The following is a 14,740-nucleotide window of genomic DNA, read 5'->3' as shown; positions in this document are numbered from 1 at the left end:
TGCTTTAATTTTGAGTGAAGATAGTACCCAGCTTCCTTTTATAGGAAGATTTATGAAAAGCATATAATTTCCCCTATCGGGAATAAAAAAAGTGATTATGAAGATAGAACAGATATATACCGGATGCCTGGCACAGGGCGCATATTATATTGAAAGTAAAGGTGAGGTAGCTATAATTGATCCGCTTCGTGAAGTACATCCCTACCTTGAAAGAGCGGAAAAAGCAGGGGCGAAGATCAAGTATATTTTTGAAACGCATTTTCATGCGGATTTTGTGAGTGGTCACGTAACACTTGCTAAGGAAACAGGAGCTGAGATTGTGTACGGACCAAATGCAAATCCTTCTTTTGATGCTTTGATTGCTACGGACGGGCAAGAGTTTAAGCTGGGTGATATCACCATTACGGCATTGCATACCCCGGGGCACACTATGGAAAGTACTACCTACTTGTTGAAAGACGAAAACGGAAAAGACCACGCTATTTTCTCTGGTGACACTTTGTTTTTGGGAGACGTAGGCAGACCGGATTTGGCTCAAAAAGCGGCAAGTATGACCCAAGAAGATTTGGCAGGTATTTTGTTCGATAGTCTGCGGAATAAAATCATGCCATTGGCCGATGATATAATTGTGTATCCGGCACACGGAGCAGGTTCGGCATGTGGTAAGAACATGATGAAGGAAACCGTAGATACCTTGGGCAACCAAAAGAAAATGAACTACGCGCTGCGTGCGGATATGACCAAAGAAGAGTTCATAAAAGAAGTTACGGACGGTCTGCTTCCGCCACCAAAATACTTCCCTTTAAATGTTAAGATGAACAAAGAAGGATATGAAGATATAGCCGATGTTTTAGATCGTGGAACAACAGAATTAGATCCAGAAGCTTTTGAAGCTATGGCCAATGAAACAGGGGCTGTGGTTTTAGATGTCAGGCATCAAAAGGATTTTATAGAAGGACATATCCCAAGGTCTATATTTATTGGCCTTAATGGCGATTTTGCTCCGTGGGTAGGTGCATTAATAGCGGATACCAAACAACCTCTTTTGTTGGTAACACCAGAAGGCATGGAAGAAGAAGCGGTAACGCGCTTATCCCGTGTGGGCTTTGATGCCACGATTGGAATATTAAAAGGCGGATTTGATGCTTGGAAAAAGTCGGGAAAAGATTTTGATACCATTACCTCAATAACTGCGGAAGAAGCAAAATCCAAAATAGAGAATAAAGAAGCTGAGGTTTTTGATGTGCGTAAGGAAAGCGAATTCCTTTCCGAACACGTAATAGATGCGGTGAATACGCCGCTAGATGGACTTAATGAGTATCTAAAGGAGTTTCCAAAAGATAAAACTTTCTTGGTGCACTGCGCAGGTGGATACCGTTCCGTGATAGCAGAGTCTATTTTAAAAAGCCGGGGCTTTCATAATTTAATTGATATAGGAGGTGGTTTTGGAGCCCTTAAGAAAGCAGAAGTTCCTGCAACGGACTATGTTTGTCCAACCACTTTATAAATTTTATCAGAGATTTAAAAGACCATTGTTTTGAAAAAGGCAATGGTTTTTTTGTACCCCTACGCAGAGGTTTTGAAGAAAGAAGTTTAGCAGTTGCCGTCCATTTGTTTGGGCTCCAGGTCTAAAAAGGGCATGAATTTCGCTTTCATGGCGCTCCAGTTATCGGCGTCTATACAATAGCAGACATTTCTTCCTTCTACCTCCCCTTTAATAAGTCCCATATTCCTTAACTCCTTCAAATGTTGCGAAACCGTAGGTTGGGCGAGTCCTATTTCATCTACCAAATCACCGCAGATACAGGAGTCGGTATTAAATAGGTATTGCAAAATGGCAATCCGGGCAGGGTTTGCAAACACTTTGGCAATAGATGCCAGTTCGTTTTGACTTTCGGAGAAAATTTCACTTTTAATTAGGCCCAACTCAATTCTTTTTTGCGAAAATACAATAAAAATGGGAGGAAGAGCTAGTTGGACCGGTAAGTACGAATAGAAAAATGTGATTTTGAATCATTTAGTTGACGGGTGAAAAGGAAAATAATCCCGGTGGTGTGGTTTTGTATGTGTATTCTATCCATGTGTCTACAGTGCTAATTGAACCTTAACGGAGATTTATTTTTCAGATTTTATAAATTAAGATAGATATTATTGTAATATTGCAATAACAGAATGTATAAGCAAAACATCTTTGGGTCTTCATTGAACTCAAAGAATAAATTTGAGGCATTTTTTCGACTTAAAGTATTGTATAATTGCGATATTACAATGTTTTTTGGAGGCTTTTCCGGAATGGATGAAAAAGAAGGGGATGATAGCCTAGTAGACGTTTACCAAGGATTTCACAAATGAATAAATTTTTCAGATATGATCAAGAGGAAAATTAAAATTTTACTTGTTGACAACGACGAGAAGTTTCTTGAAACATTTGGAGGCCACCTAACAACGGAGGGCTTTAACGTTACCATTGCCCATAATGGGGAGGAAGCCATAGCAAAGACAAAAAAAACCATTCCAGATCTTATCTTGTTGGATATTGTAATGACGGGTATGGATGGTGTAGAAACCTGTGAACAGCTACGTAAGGATTACGAATTAAAAAACACCCTAATTGTTTTCTTAAGTACAAGAAACGAATTATTTACACAGTTGGCAGCCTTTGAAGCTGGGGCGGACGATTTTATCAGTAAGCCTATTAAGCAAAAACTCATTGTGGCTAAAATCAAAGCTCTTTTGAGAAGACGTATGGATGAAATTCCGGAAGAGGTGGTTTTTAAAGTAAACGGACTAACCATAAACAGGGATGAATATGCGGTTTCTACCAAAGGGAGTAAAATGGTCTTGCCAAGAAAAGAGTTTGAGCTTTTAGCTTTGCTTGCTTCAAGTCCGAATAAAGTATTCAAAAGAAATGAAATTCTTCATCAGATTTGGGGCGGGAACGATGTGAGTAGTAGAACCGTTGATGTACACATTACCAAGCTGCGGAAGAAAATAGGGGAGGCACATTTAAAGACTATGAGTGGGGTTGGCTATAAATTTGAAACCGTTGCCTAGCTCCTGAGTTTAAGGTTTTAGTCTCTATTCTAGTCTTGTTTTAATGTTGGCCAGATGGTTTCAAACCATTCGCAAACAATAAGCATGTCTTCGGTTGGTTTTTTTCCACTTTCTTTCATTGCGCTAGAAAAGAAATCCCAATGGGCTTTTTTCCATTTCTTTAGTGGTTCTTCTGTTGTTCCCATATCCAGAGTGGCATAAGCTTCGGAAATTTGGTTAAAGGAAATGGTATCTACTTTTGTTACTTCAATTATGGCTTGTGCTTTTCCGTCAAAATTGGTGATGATGTGCTGGGTGCCTACGGAAGGCAAATCTGCATTGGCTTCTTCATACCAAGCGTAGAGACCTGAACCTGCTTGCTTTTTTCCTTTTAGGACCAATTTGGCCAAACGGTTTGCGTCTGCTTCATTATTATGAAAAAACCAGGATTCCGGTTGTTCCTCGTCCTTGAACTCTGGATGGGATGTTATAAAACCCTCCCACATTTCCTGAACCGATGGGTCTACCGTTAATTCCGCCTGAGCTTTGGTTTCGGTTCTACAGCCAGTGAGAACGAGAAATGTAATTAGGATGAGGTGTTTCATTGTGTTTTCGGATTTGGTTTGGTAATGTTATTTACTCTTTTACTGAATGAAAAGTACTAGAAATTTTTGACAACCTCTAATAGGAGGTACTTCTTTAGAGTTAGTAAAAAAGGTGTAAACCGTTTTCGTTATTCATTATCTTCAATCAATTCTTTAATCTCTATTTTGTCCTCTTTAGAATTTAGCTTTTTGTCAATTTTTATGTAATTAATTTCCTCTTTGAATTCAGGTTCTAATTCAATTTCTAAAAGACCAGTTTTGTCAAAATCCCTAGCGAGAAGTTCCCAAGTAATTTTTAGTGTCTTTTGGTCAAATTCCGGTATGAAATATATTGTAAATGTTCTACCTGATTTTTGAATAAGAGGTTCTTTGTTTACAGGTTCATACGAAAATTCTTTTGTGTCATCATATCCCCAAAGTGTTCTATTATCATACATCATTTGTTTTGTCTGTTCATTTAACAACAATGAAACATTAAAGTCATCGCTTATTTTCCTTGCTTTATTAAGTTTTAATTTTACATACCAGTCCTCAAGAACTACATTTCCGATATTTTTTAATGAAATTTTTAACGAACACCAACTGCGATTTATCTCGTTTGATTCGAACATCATCGGGATTTTTGGAATCATTATTTTCATGTGTTTAGGAACTTCCAAATTAGGATGAATGGTTTTGTATTTAGTTATTGATTTTAAGAACTTAGGTTTTATGGATATTTTGTTCGTTCCGTTTTGGAAAACAACTTCAAAATCATATTTATCTCTAAAATTGTTTATTCCTAAATACCAATTTAGAGTTTCTCTATTTTCTTCAATCAAATCGACTATATCTTCCCAACATAATAGTATAATCTCAAAGCTTCCATTTTCTCTGTTCTTGATGTCTTTTTCTCTAACGTATTGTTCGATTCCAATATCTTTACTTTGAGTTGTTGCTATAATGAACACTTCTAATTTTGGTGAGAAAGTTTTGGCTTTTTTAATTTCCTCGTCAATTTCTAAATTGGTTAATTTTGAATTCAAATAATCGTCATTTTTTCCTTTACATTGAATTCCACAATAGCCATTTTCACTTTTAGGAATTCCATAAATGTCAACTCCATTTTGAGGTTGCCCCAAACGCCCGTTCTTTTTGATTTTATGAGGGATTTCCCATAATTCTCCCCAGAGTTTTTTGCATAAACTCTCGAAATATTGCCAATTTTCAGGTTTCCTTAATGTCTTTTGCAAATTTTCGGATTTAATTTTAGATGATTTATTTACATAAAGCCAAATAATAATATTTGGTTATATCATATTCCTTTAGAAAAATACTAGAAATTTCTGATAACTTCGCTACGTCAAGAAATTTATCTAAGAACGAGCAAAAGCCAACTAAGCTATTGGTGTAGTTAAACTATGTTTTAAGTTCCGTTTTCTTTACTGCGTTGGGACTACTTCAATGTTTTAGAGCTATAGCAACCTGTATTTTATACGGTTTACATTTATGATTTTGAATGGAATAAATAATTACATTTACTTAATTTTTAACGTAAAATCCTACATGAAGAAACTAGCTCTCTTTGTTATTGTTTGTGCCTTTTATTCTTGTGGTAGTGCCAAATACAATTACTTTTTTGATACCGGAAAAGAGTTGGATTTCAGTACAGGAAAATGGATTATGAATAGAACCGTATCCAACTCAAAAAAGTTTGATAACAAATTGTATTACAACTCGGTTGAGGATTTCAAAAAAATACTGGGCGATTCATTAATTGAGATACATACGTTAAGAGCGTCAAAATTAATAGCTCCTGAAATTAAGTTCAACTTATCGGACGTAGAGCTAGTGGAATTAAAGAGTGCTACAGACTGTGATTACATTATTAACGTAGGGGGTAATGTAATTAGTGACGGGGCTGGCTCAATTGGCTTTGAAGGAGAGACCTCCAGTAACAGGGCTTCGGTATCCGTAGCAATTTATGATTTGAATTCGGGAGAACTTATTTCTTCTTCTCAAGTGTACGGAAAAACACTCCCCAACCAAGAGTCCGTTTTCCCAGATGATAAAAGCATACCTTCAATAAATCCAAGTTCACATATGATTATGCTGAAAGGCGCAAGGAAACTCATTCATAAATATCAAAAAAATAGGCTGAATTAGATACCCTAAAATAGGGGAATAAGTTTAATTACTAAACGGATGATTGATAACAGCATCAAACGCAATGTAATGTACAGCTGTACTATTTTGATTTCTTCTTAAAATCTACTACCCTGACAATTATCATAGTTTGGACGGTTGGGTTGCAATAGATTTGTGACGTTATAAATAATTGACCTATGATTTCACAGAACCTTCCTCTTGTTAACTATGCCAACGGCATTATTATGATCGGTGTATTTGCAGCGGTATGCGTTGCTCTAGTGGTGACCATTGTACTTTTTATGAATAGCGGTAAAAAAGAATAATCCTATCTGGCTGATTTTGTGCATTTAAGTTAACGTTTTTTGCGAATAAGTCATGGTTTAAGCATTTTTCTTGCAACATTTGCAAATGTTAAGGGAATCATAATACTTTGGGGTTATTTTCTCAAGTTATTAATTATCTTAGTAGGAATTGGATTACAAGCTAATAAACTTTTTAGTTTTATAAATTGAATGACCTTTTAAACCACCAAATCTTGTTTAACCAGAAACCAAACTTATGGATGCTATATGGATATATACCACTGTTGTAATCGTCATATTTAGCGTATGGTTGCTGTTCGTTATTTTAATGTACAGAAAGCTGAATAAATAAAGAATTACTGTTCTTTGGCCTCGCTCTCCAATAGCAACACCTTCCCGGGATTTTTGCTAATATAGGACTTGATGATACTTTCGGTCTCCAAAGTGTTGTTTTGGGGAATGAGAAAAGTTTCCAGTTCATGGTTTGAGCTTATGGTATCTTCATCATTTACAAAACCATAACCCATGTAAGAGCTGTTTTTAACCAAAATAAAGGCTTCTTCCTCTGTATTTCGTCCTTTTTCCTTGATTACAAAATCTTCTTTTTGCGCTCGGATATGATCAAGTGCCAATTGAACCTTTTCATTGTACGAATCCGCGTCTTCCTCCTCCCTACAGATACCGTCACAGGTTTCTATGCGGTAATGGGAACAGGTTTTTACATTTTCCTGTAAATGGCAATATTTTGGGCACAGTCTAAAATTCTTGCAAATTTCTTCAATAAAAAGCCGGCAATCGGTTGGATTATATAAGGTGAGCACCGCATTCGGTGCCATTTTCAATTTGTTAAAAGCCAGATGCTTAATGCCGTTTCTGTCTTCATAGCTGAATATGCCATACGGCTGTATTTTTCTTTTTTGAGCTCGGTTAAATTCCGGGTAATGGTGTTTTATGGCTTGTGATTCCATTAAAAGTGCTACCAGTTCGCTTCCGGAGAGTTCAAAATCTATATCGGCTGTTGCTGCACATAACTGTATTTCCTTGTTTTTTTTATCATAAAAATGGCCCAATACCCGTTTTTTGATGTTAATGGCCTTGCCTACGTAGATGATTTTGCCTTTTCCATCTTTAAAATAATAAATACCAGGGGCTGCAGGTAATTTTTCAAAAGCTTCTTTTGGCAATGCGGCCGGTAACGTAGACTCCTGTGAACGGGCATTTAAAAAGGACTTGAATACTGCGTCCGCACCTTCGGCACGCAGCAGTTTTTTGAACAAAAGGGTAGTGGCATGTGCATCGCCACGGGCGCGGTGCCTATCCGTTAAGGGTATGTCTAAAGATGAGCATAACTTGCCCAAACTATAGGAATGGTAGCCGGGTAACAGTTTACGTGATAACCGAACGGTACATAGTTTTTTGCGAATAAAATCACGCCCTAAAAGCTTCAGTTCATTCTTGATTACGTTATAGTCAAAATTGACGCTGTGGGCAACAAAAATAGTGCCCTCCGTAATTTTTAAGATATCATCTACAATTTCATCTAGGGTAGGCGCATCACGGACCAAATCATTATCAATACCGGTTAATCGTGTAATGAAATAAGGTATTTCGGCTTGCGGATTCACCAAAGAGGTAAACTCGTCCACAATCTCGTAACCGTCATATATGAATATAGAAATTTCGGTAATCTTATTACCTTTAATACCGTTTCCGGTGGTTTCTATGTCTACTATACTGTACAAATATGGAAGAGGAATTGGAATGTAAAATTACGTAAACTTCCGCCTGTAATAAAAAGTTTAACGTTATGGGAGGCATAGAGGGTATTTCCAAAGTATATCGACTTAAAAAATAGAATCCCATTTGGGTTAACCTATCGTTGCATAAAGAACAAGTTGAATCGGTTTTACCTTTATTTTTACCAAAACTACGCACATGCCAATCATAGGACATATTATTAAAGGATTTATTGAGGTTAGGGATAAACTATCGGGAGAAAAAAATCCGATAGAAGAACAGGAGACCGTATTAAAAGAATTGCTGGAAAAGGCGAAGGATACCGCTTTTGGGAAGCATTATAAATTTGATACTATTTTAGAGTCCAATAGCCCTTCCGATGCTTTTGCAAAGTCCGTTCCTTATTTTGATTATAATCGTATTGATAAAGAGTGGTGGCAAAAACTGCATGATGGTGAGGAAGATGTTACATGGCCGGGCACACCAGATTATTTTGCGTTAAGCTCTGGTACTACGGGAAAGACGAGCAAAAGAATTCCCGTAACGGATGATATGGTCGCAGCCATTAGAAAAACGGGCGTAGAGCAGGTTTTTGCCTTAAGCAATTTTGATTTGCCTCCGGATTTCTTTGAGCTTGGTATTTTAATGTTGGGCAGTTCTACGGATTTGAATAAAGTAGAAGGTCACGAAGAAGGTGAAATAAGTGGTATTAGCGCTAGTAACATTCCTACGTGGTTCCGTGGATATTATAAGCCTGGAGAAGAAATTTCAGAGATTGATGATTGGGACGAACGTGTGCAAAAAATAGCAGAGGAAGCTCCCAATTGGGATATTGGAGCGTTAAGCGGAATCCCTTCTTGGATGGAATTGATGTTGCAAAAAGTAATTGATCATCACGGATTAAAAAATATTCATGAGATTTGGCCCAACCTACAAGTATATACTTCGGGTGGTGTCGCTTTTGGACCCTATGAGAAGAGTTTCAATGCCCTTTTAGGAAAACCGATTACGGTAATAGATACCTATTTGGCATCGGAAGGTTTTATAGCATTCCAAGCTAGACCAGAAACCCATGCCATGCAATTGTCTACGGATTCCGGTATCTATTTTGAATTTGTACCCTTTGAGCCGGAATACATACAACAAGATGGTTCTTTAAGTGATGATGCGCCGGCCTTAAAATTGTCCGAAGTAAAAGAAGGTCAAGATTATGTACTCATTATAAGTACCGTTTCAGGTGCTTGGCGTTACCTTATTGGTGATACCATAGAATTTACGGATGTAAAGCGTGCGGAAATTAAAATAACCGGTAGAACCAAGTTCTTTTTAAACACGGTTGGTTCTCAACTTTCCGTGAATAAACTGGATGATGGTGTGCAAGAATTAGAAGAAAAATTCGGAATACGCATTCCTGAATATACACTGTGTGCACATCGCATTGATGGTGAATTCTACCATTGTTGGTACTTGGGTACGGAAGACAAAACAGATGATGAAGCGCTGGCCAACGCTTTGGACGAATCACTAAAAAAGGCGAATAAGAATTATAAAGTAGCACGTTCAAAAGCCCTTAAAGGGGTAAAAGTTGTGTCAGTACAACCATCGGTTTTTCATGATTGGAACGGAAGGAACAAAAAGAAAGGCGGACAAGTAAAAATGGAGCGTGTAATGGGCGAGGAAAAGTTTGAAGAGTGGGAAGCTTTTGTAAAAGAGTTGTAGGTAAGGCTAATTGATCTAGCCGCTTACTCGCTTTTTTCGGCGGTTTCAAGTTCTTCTACAATAGTCATAATTTCCTCCGGAGAGAGGTAATATCTACGTATACGTTCTTTATACTTTTCATCTATTTCTGCATGGTCTAGTATAAAACGCTTGGTCTGTAAGATATAATCGTGCATGCCATGTGCTACGGCATAGGTATCGGCAGCCCGTTCCGCTTCTTTAATATATGAGCCAGAAAATGTGTATTTGATTCCAAACCAAATTAGGTTTAAGTTGCTACGATCGCGGTAGTCCATGACATGACCTAGTTCATGACCTAACCAACCTACCATAATATCTTTGGGCACATCTTTGGTTAAAAATTCCTTTCCCGAAATTTTTATTTTTTCACTTATCAAAATAACATAAGCGCGTTTCCTTTTATTCTTAAAAAGGCTGTTGAACTTGGGTTGTGCCCGCATGGTAGACTGGCTAATATTCTTAATAATTTTAAAAGTAATTGGTGTGTCTTTTAGTTCCGGATAGAACGCTAATGCCGCTTCCACTTCATTACGAATAGATTCAGGAGCGGTATGTTGGGCATTTAATTGAACAAAGGCCATAAAGGTTATAATGAGTTTAAAGTAAGTAAAATTAACGGGCATTCCTTTTAGTTTAGGGGTTTACACGTATGCATTTATTATAGTGCCAGTAATATATAAAACAGTTGTGAACCTTAAAATTGATTATGCTAACCGGTTAATTATATATCTAAAAACATACTCATTTTAAGGTTTAAAGAGGCAATTTTAAGTTTCTTAGGTATTTATCAATAAAATTATAAGCAAATACAAATGCATGCATCCAGAACAGTAAAAATCATATTACGGATTATTTCCGTTTGTTTGGTCCTTATGGCCGTCATAGTTCTGGGTTGCCAGTTAATGGCAAAAAAGTCAATCGCAAATTATTTAGATACCAAATTACCGCCGCATATTCAATTAGATTACAAGGATATTGATGTAAACGTACTTATGGGTACGGCAAAGTTGCATACCATAAAATTAGATATAGGAAAACGAGATTCTGTACGGCATACGGCAGTACAAATTGAAGCTTTAGAGGTTGTGGGCCTGGGCTACTGGCACTTTCTTGTGAACAATAAGGTACAGGTAGAAAATTTAAATATAGAAACCCCCAAATTCACACATTATCTGAAGGAACAACAAACTGATACCGCACAAGAAGATAATGACCACATTGCGCTCTTGAAAACTATCCAAATTGGAAAAATAAAAGTGAGCAACGGTGCTATTACGTTGCTAAAGAGGGATAGTGATAGCACGGCCATGAAGTTGGATTCTGTACATATTGAAATTGAAGATGTTAAGACGGATGTTGAACTTATAAATTCGAAGATTCCCGTTACGTACGCTTCTTTAAATTTTACTGGAGAATCGCTCTACGTAGATTTAGGTGCGTACGAAGTTTTGAGCATAGCAAAGGTTGATGTGAACGAGGGGAATTTGTCAGTAAGCGACTTAAAATTAAAGTCGAAATATAACAAAACAGAATTGTCTTGGCACTTGCACAAAGAGCATGATTATATTAATCTGGAAATTCCCAAAGTACATTTTAAAGCTATTGATTTTGGATATAAAAATGAGAAGCTTTGGGTGCGCACGGGTCCAGCAAAATTAACCGGACCAAATCTTGAAATGTACAGAGATAAATTGTTGCCCGATGATTGGGTAAGAAAAAAACTGTACAGCAAGGCACTACGAGAACTACCTATTCAAATAGAGGTTCCTGAGATCGCTATTGAAGATGGCCATATTGTTTATAGTGAACGTGTAAATAGAAAAACTGAACCCGGTAAGATTGTTTTTGCAAAGGTAGATGCCAAAATATTGAATGTTCAGAACCTATCCGATAAAAAGGAAGATACACAAGTAAAGGCCAAAGCGTTGCTTATGAATCAAGCACCCATAACTCTCAATTGGTCTTTTGATGTACAGAAGGAATCCGATGCATTTACAGCTTCGGGTACGGTTAAAAATTTCAATTCTAAGGGCTTAAATTCCTTTTTGGATTCCAATCTGCGTGTTCGCGCGGAAGGGGAGGTACAAGAGCTTTATTTTACCATAAGTGGCGATGCAAAATCCTCTGTTGGGGATATGAAGATGAAATATGAGGATTTTGAGTTTTCGGTATTAAAGAAAGACCGTTCGGGCATTAATAAATTGTTGACTACAATTGGTAAAATTTTCGTGAACGACGGGTCTAATACAGATGAAAGTGGATATCGTTATGGCGGGATTACCGCGGAAAGGGATCCTACAAAATCGTTTTTCAATTATCTCTGGCTGAATGTCAGTAGTGGGCTAACCTCCACTATTCTGGGGAATGGGGAAAATGAAAGGAGAAAAAAATAATTTTATAGAGCTAATCGATTTAGTTGATAAGCAGTAGTTTACCTTCTTACAATACGAACTAAAAAAACAAAAATATGGGAGTTATATCAAAAGATAAAAAGAAGATAACGTTATACTACAATTCAGAAACTAGTGAAGGTAAACAAACCTACGCATATGTTGAATCTGCCGATGAGGATATTCTGGCCGTAGATATCTCAAAAACGAAGGTTACAGGAACACAATGGGCAGAAATAGCCCATAATATGAACGAACCTGTGGGAAGTTTGGTCAACCAAGAGCATCCTGATTTTAGGGAGAAGTATGGCAACAAAAAAGTAGATTTGAACGAGCATGATTGGTTGCGTATTTTAGAAAAATCACCATCTACGTTAGCTCACCCCGTGGTTATTAAAGGAGATCGTTTTATCCCAATTAAAAATCCATCTGATTTTGTGAAATTTATGGACAGTGATAGTGAGGGAATCGATAAACCGTACAAATAATTTTTGGGTCAAGAACCGAATGTTTTGCATTACAGCGAGTCGGTATTCTTGGCTAATTTTAAGTATAAATAGAAGAAGTTTAATCTAAAAAATAAAGAAAATGAATCAAGAACAATTAGAAGGTAAGTGGAACCAAGTAAAGGGTCAATTTAAGCAGAAATATGGAAATTTAACCGATGACGACGTAACCTATTCCGAAGGGAGATTTGACGAAATGTTGGGTAAGGTGCAAGAGAAAGTTGGTAAAGGAAAAGAAGAGTTGAAAGAGGAAATTTCAAATTGGTAATTCTAGTACTTATCTAGACACAAGGGCTCGAGCTATAATGTTCGGGCCTTTTTTTATGTATTCGACGGCAAATAAGTTTTAAACTGATATATCTTTTACAAAGTTGGTAATACCTGTGCTAGCAGAAAAGGTGATTTGAATTCTTTGTCAAATTGATCTATGGTATATCGTTCTGTGTGCTAGGTAAAGGTTCGTAATTATCATGGGAGATTGGTATGAAACAAAAAAGGATGGCCAAAACGGCCATCCTTTTGCAATTCAAATATATAAGGCAACTCTAAATTTTCTTACGTCCCATAATCAAACTGATTATAAATAGAACGATGAAAATAAAGAATAATACTTTTGCGATACTAGCTGCTCCAGCTGCAATGCCTCCAAATCCGAAGACTGCTGCAATGATTGCTAATACTATAAATATAACTGTCCAACGTAACATAGTTTTTGGTTTTTAGGATTAATAAAATTGTAATTAACAAGATGTATTGTTTGTATCTTGTTTAGCAAATATCTCATAATTAAGGGGTTTGCCTTAACTGCATACCATTTAAAAATGCCTTGAAAGGAAAAGTGGTCCGGTAGAATAGCGGTTAGTGTCAACGAGGAAATAAGTAGATTTTTGTCGTGGCATGACTAAACTCTCTTTGAATATGGAGTTAAAAATGCAACATAGGAAAGTGGAATAACCTCCAAAGAAAAACCCTAACGCACCGTTCCGAAGAAAAGCGAGTTAGGGTTGAATGATGTCTTGCTAAATCAAGGGGTTTTCCCTTGTATTTTACAGTGTACACTTCAGGTTACACCTCTCCAGCTAAAATTTTGTTGAAATCATATTGTTCCGGATCAGGGAAATACGCTTTGGCAGCTTCATAATCCGCTTCTTCAATGTAATGCATATTCTGAAAACAAAGCTGGGCGAATTCTGAATTTATATTAACTAGACGAGGGGCTATTTTACCATCTTCGCCCTGTAATTCTTCCAAATATAATGGGGTTACTTCACCGCGAGAATTGGCTGTAACAATGCAACCGCTAATACCTTGATCATATAATTTTTTAACGCCTAGACCTAAAAGAGTACAGAGTGTCAGGTCAAAGCCAATGGGCCTGCAACATCTAAGTTCATAGCCCAATTCAACGGGTCTACTCTTAACTTGGATGCCCAATTCCTTTAATTTGGCCTGAACGAGCATATTAAAAATGTGAGATTTACTCACATTGCCCAGTTCTGGGTGACCGTGCGCGTCATAAGTGAAATTAATGCCACATTGGTTTAGTTCACTATCTGGCATAATATGAAAAACACCTTCACTAACTAAAGCCACACCATAATTTATTTTTTTTATTTTTCTCTTTACGATGGATGAAATAATTAACCGTACAACCTTATCAAAAGTAATGGCTGTATTGTTGAACATTTCTGGAATGACCATCATTGGGAAATGACAACTGGTAGCAATACCGAATGCTAAATGACCCGCTGAACGGCCCATAGTGGACATAACGAACCAGTTTTGACTGGTACGTGCGTCTTCATAGGTAGTGTTGCCAATACGAACGCCCTCGTCCTTTGCAGAGTGAAACCCAAAAGTAGGATTTCGGTCGGGGAGGGGTAAATCATTATCTATAGTTTTTGGAACATGAATATTTGAAATAGAGATATTCTCTTTAGATAAATACCCTGTAATTCTATTGGCTGTAGAGGCGGTGTCATCACCGCCAATACTAACCAATAGTTTTACATTATTATCAGAAAAAAGCTTCGTGTTTATTTTTTCGTCACTAGGTTTAAATCTGCTCATTATAAGCGTTGATCCACCGCGACTAAAAATACGATCAGCATGTGGGAAGTTGAATTCCTTAATTTGTGGTTCTTCGGAAAATATACCTTTAAAACCTTCATGAAGGCCAAGGACACGGTACCCATCTTTAAGAAAAATCTTGGCAACTGTGCTGATAACAGCATTTATGCCTGGTGCGGGACCTCCGCCACAAATAATCAATATTGATTTTTTCGAAGCCATTTTAT

15 protein-coding genes are annotated in these 14,740 nt (G+C 37.1%); 8 read left to right on the top strand and 7 right to left on the bottom strand.

Features of this window, described 5'->3' with window-relative positions; translation table 11 throughout:
* The first annotated feature begins 97 nt into the window (after positions 1–97).
* The gene (locus P0077_RS03940) at positions 98–1,507 is read left to right on the top strand and encodes an MBL fold metallo-hydrolase (RefSeq protein WP_276167863.1); all 1,410 of its coding nucleotides are present in this window, start codon (positions 98–100) and stop codon (positions 1,505–1,507) included.
* Between the two features lie 86 nt (positions 1,508–1,593).
* Here P0077_RS03940 and P0077_RS03935 read toward each other — a convergent pair whose 3' ends face one another.
* A complete protein-coding gene (locus P0077_RS03935; RefSeq protein WP_276167862.1) occupies positions 1,594–1,926 on the bottom strand; it encodes an ArsR/SmtB family transcription factor in 333 nt (110 codons plus the stop codon).
* A gap of 441 nt (positions 1,927–2,367) precedes the next feature.
* On the opposite strand from P0077_RS03935, the gene P0077_RS03930 reads away from it, so the two are divergent.
* Positions 2,368–3,054: a response regulator transcription factor gene (locus P0077_RS03930; protein ID WP_276167861.1), complete on the top strand. Its 687-nt coding sequence runs from the start codon at positions 2,368–2,370 to the stop codon at positions 3,052–3,054.
* A gap of 29 nt (positions 3,055–3,083) precedes the next feature.
* On the opposite strand, the gene P0077_RS03925 is transcribed toward P0077_RS03930, so the two are convergent.
* Together P0077_RS03925 and P0077_RS03920 are read right to left on the bottom strand one after the other, a co-directional pair.
* Entirely contained in the window at positions 3,084–3,638 is a 555-nt protein-coding gene (locus tag P0077_RS03925) for an ASCH domain-containing protein (RefSeq protein ID WP_276167860.1), read from the bottom strand.
* A 128-nt stretch (positions 3,639–3,766) separates the two neighbouring features.
* Positions 3,767–4,870: a hypothetical protein gene (locus P0077_RS03920; RefSeq protein WP_276167859.1), complete on the bottom strand. Its 1,104-nt coding sequence runs from the start codon at positions 4,868–4,870 to the stop codon at positions 3,767–3,769.
* A gap of 313 nt (positions 4,871–5,183) precedes the next feature.
* Here P0077_RS03920 and P0077_RS03915 point away from each other — a divergent pair, with 313 nt between their 5' ends.
* Together P0077_RS03915 and P0077_RS03910 are read left to right on the top strand one after the other, a co-directional pair.
* Positions 5,184–5,783 (top strand): hypothetical protein, encoded by a 600-nt coding sequence (locus P0077_RS03915; RefSeq protein ID WP_276167858.1) that lies wholly within the window; start codon positions 5,184–5,186, stop codon positions 5,781–5,783.
* Positions 5,784–5,962: 179 nt separating this feature from the next.
* Positions 5,963–6,091 (top strand): hypothetical protein, encoded by a 129-nt coding sequence (locus P0077_RS03910; RefSeq protein WP_276167857.1) that lies wholly within the window; start codon positions 5,963–5,965, stop codon positions 6,089–6,091.
* Positions 6,092–6,426: 335 nt separating this feature from the next.
* Here the strand turns inward: P0077_RS03910 and P0077_RS03905 are convergent, their stop codons facing one another.
* The gene (locus tag P0077_RS03905) at positions 6,427–7,812 is read right to left on the bottom strand and encodes an exonuclease domain-containing protein (RefSeq protein ID WP_276167856.1); all 1,386 of its coding nucleotides are present in this window, start codon (positions 7,810–7,812) and stop codon (positions 6,427–6,429) included.
* A 193-nt stretch (positions 7,813–8,005) separates the two neighbouring features.
* Here P0077_RS03905 and P0077_RS03900 point away from each other — a divergent pair, with 193 nt between their 5' ends.
* A complete protein-coding gene (locus P0077_RS03900; protein WP_276167855.1) occupies positions 8,006–9,526 on the top strand; it encodes a GH3 family acyl-acid amido synthetase in 1,521 nt (506 codons plus the stop codon).
* 23 nt (positions 9,527–9,549) lie between these two features.
* On the opposite strand, the gene P0077_RS03895 is transcribed toward P0077_RS03900, so the two are convergent.
* Entirely contained in the window at positions 9,550–10,170 is a 621-nt protein-coding gene (locus P0077_RS03895; protein ID WP_276167854.1) for a M48 family metalloprotease, read from the bottom strand.
* A gap of 189 nt (positions 10,171–10,359) precedes the next feature.
* Here P0077_RS03895 and P0077_RS03890 point away from each other — a divergent pair, with 189 nt between their 5' ends.
* From P0077_RS03890 to P0077_RS03880, 3 genes are all read left to right on the top strand, one after another.
* A complete protein-coding gene (locus tag P0077_RS03890; protein WP_276167853.1) occupies positions 10,360–11,940 on the top strand; it encodes a hypothetical protein in 1,581 nt (526 codons plus the stop codon).
* A 74-nt stretch (positions 11,941–12,014) separates the two neighbouring features.
* Positions 12,015–12,425 (top strand): arsenate reductase family protein, encoded by a 411-nt coding sequence (locus P0077_RS03885; RefSeq protein WP_276167852.1) that lies wholly within the window; start codon positions 12,015–12,017, stop codon positions 12,423–12,425.
* 100 nt (positions 12,426–12,525) lie between these two features.
* Positions 12,526–12,711, top strand: coding sequence for a CsbD family protein (locus P0077_RS03880; RefSeq protein ID WP_276167851.1), 186 nt, complete (start codon positions 12,526–12,528; stop codon positions 12,709–12,711).
* A 277-nt stretch (positions 12,712–12,988) separates the two neighbouring features.
* Here P0077_RS03880 and P0077_RS03875 read toward each other — a convergent pair whose 3' ends face one another.
* Positions 12,989–13,150, bottom strand: coding sequence for a DUF1328 family protein (locus tag P0077_RS03875; RefSeq protein ID WP_276167850.1), 162 nt, complete (start codon positions 13,148–13,150; stop codon positions 12,989–12,991).
* Positions 13,151–13,508: 358 nt separating this feature from the next.
* On the bottom strand, positions 13,509–14,735 hold the full coding sequence (locus tag P0077_RS03870) for a 6-phosphofructokinase (protein ID WP_276167848.1): 1,227 nt from the start codon (positions 14,733–14,735) through the stop codon (positions 13,509–13,511).
* Positions 14,736–14,740: the final 5 nt, after the last annotated feature.

Origin of the sequence: Zobellia alginiliquefaciens, from assembly GCF_029323795.1 — a bacterium.
GTDB lineage: Bacteria > Bacteroidota > Bacteroidia > Flavobacteriales > Flavobacteriaceae > Zobellia > Zobellia alginiliquefaciens.
This window is presented reverse-complemented; position numbering and strand designations above follow the sequence as displayed.

Excerpts from the sequence above, each read along its gene's own strand:
- P0077_RS03940 (WP_276167863.1), top strand. The coding sequence starts at position 98 with ATGAAGATAGAACAGATATATACCGGATGCCTGGCACAGGGCGCATAT.
- P0077_RS03930 (WP_276167861.1), top strand. The coding sequence starts at position 2,368 with ATGATCAAGAGGAAAATTAAAATTTTACTTGTTGACAACGACGAGAAG.
- P0077_RS03925 (WP_276167860.1), bottom strand. The coding sequence starts at position 3,638 with ATGAAACACCTCATCCTAATTACATTTCTCGTTCTCACTGGCTGTAGA.
- P0077_RS03915 (WP_276167858.1), top strand. The coding sequence starts at position 5,184 with ATGAAGAAACTAGCTCTCTTTGTTATTGTTTGTGCCTTTTATTCTTGT.
- P0077_RS03910 (WP_276167857.1), top strand. The coding sequence starts at position 5,963 with ATGATTTCACAGAACCTTCCTCTTGTTAACTATGCCAACGGCATTATT.
- P0077_RS03900 (WP_276167855.1), top strand. The coding sequence starts at position 8,006 with ATGCCAATCATAGGACATATTATTAAAGGATTTATTGAGGTTAGGGAT.
- P0077_RS03895 (WP_276167854.1), bottom strand. The coding sequence starts at position 10,170 with ATGCCCGTTAATTTTACTTACTTTAAACTCATTATAACCTTTATGGCC.
- P0077_RS03890 (WP_276167853.1), top strand. The coding sequence starts at position 10,360 with ATGCATGCATCCAGAACAGTAAAAATCATATTACGGATTATTTCCGTT.
- P0077_RS03885 (WP_276167852.1), top strand. The coding sequence starts at position 12,015 with ATGGGAGTTATATCAAAAGATAAAAAGAAGATAACGTTATACTACAAT.
- P0077_RS03880 (WP_276167851.1), top strand. The coding sequence starts at position 12,526 with ATGAATCAAGAACAATTAGAAGGTAAGTGGAACCAAGTAAAGGGTCAA.
- P0077_RS03875 (WP_276167850.1), bottom strand. The coding sequence starts at position 13,150 with ATGTTACGTTGGACAGTTATATTTATAGTATTAGCAATCATTGCAGCA.
- P0077_RS03870 (WP_276167848.1), bottom strand. The coding sequence starts at position 14,735 with ATGGCTTCGAAAAAATCAATATTGATTATTTGTGGCGGAGGTCCCGCA.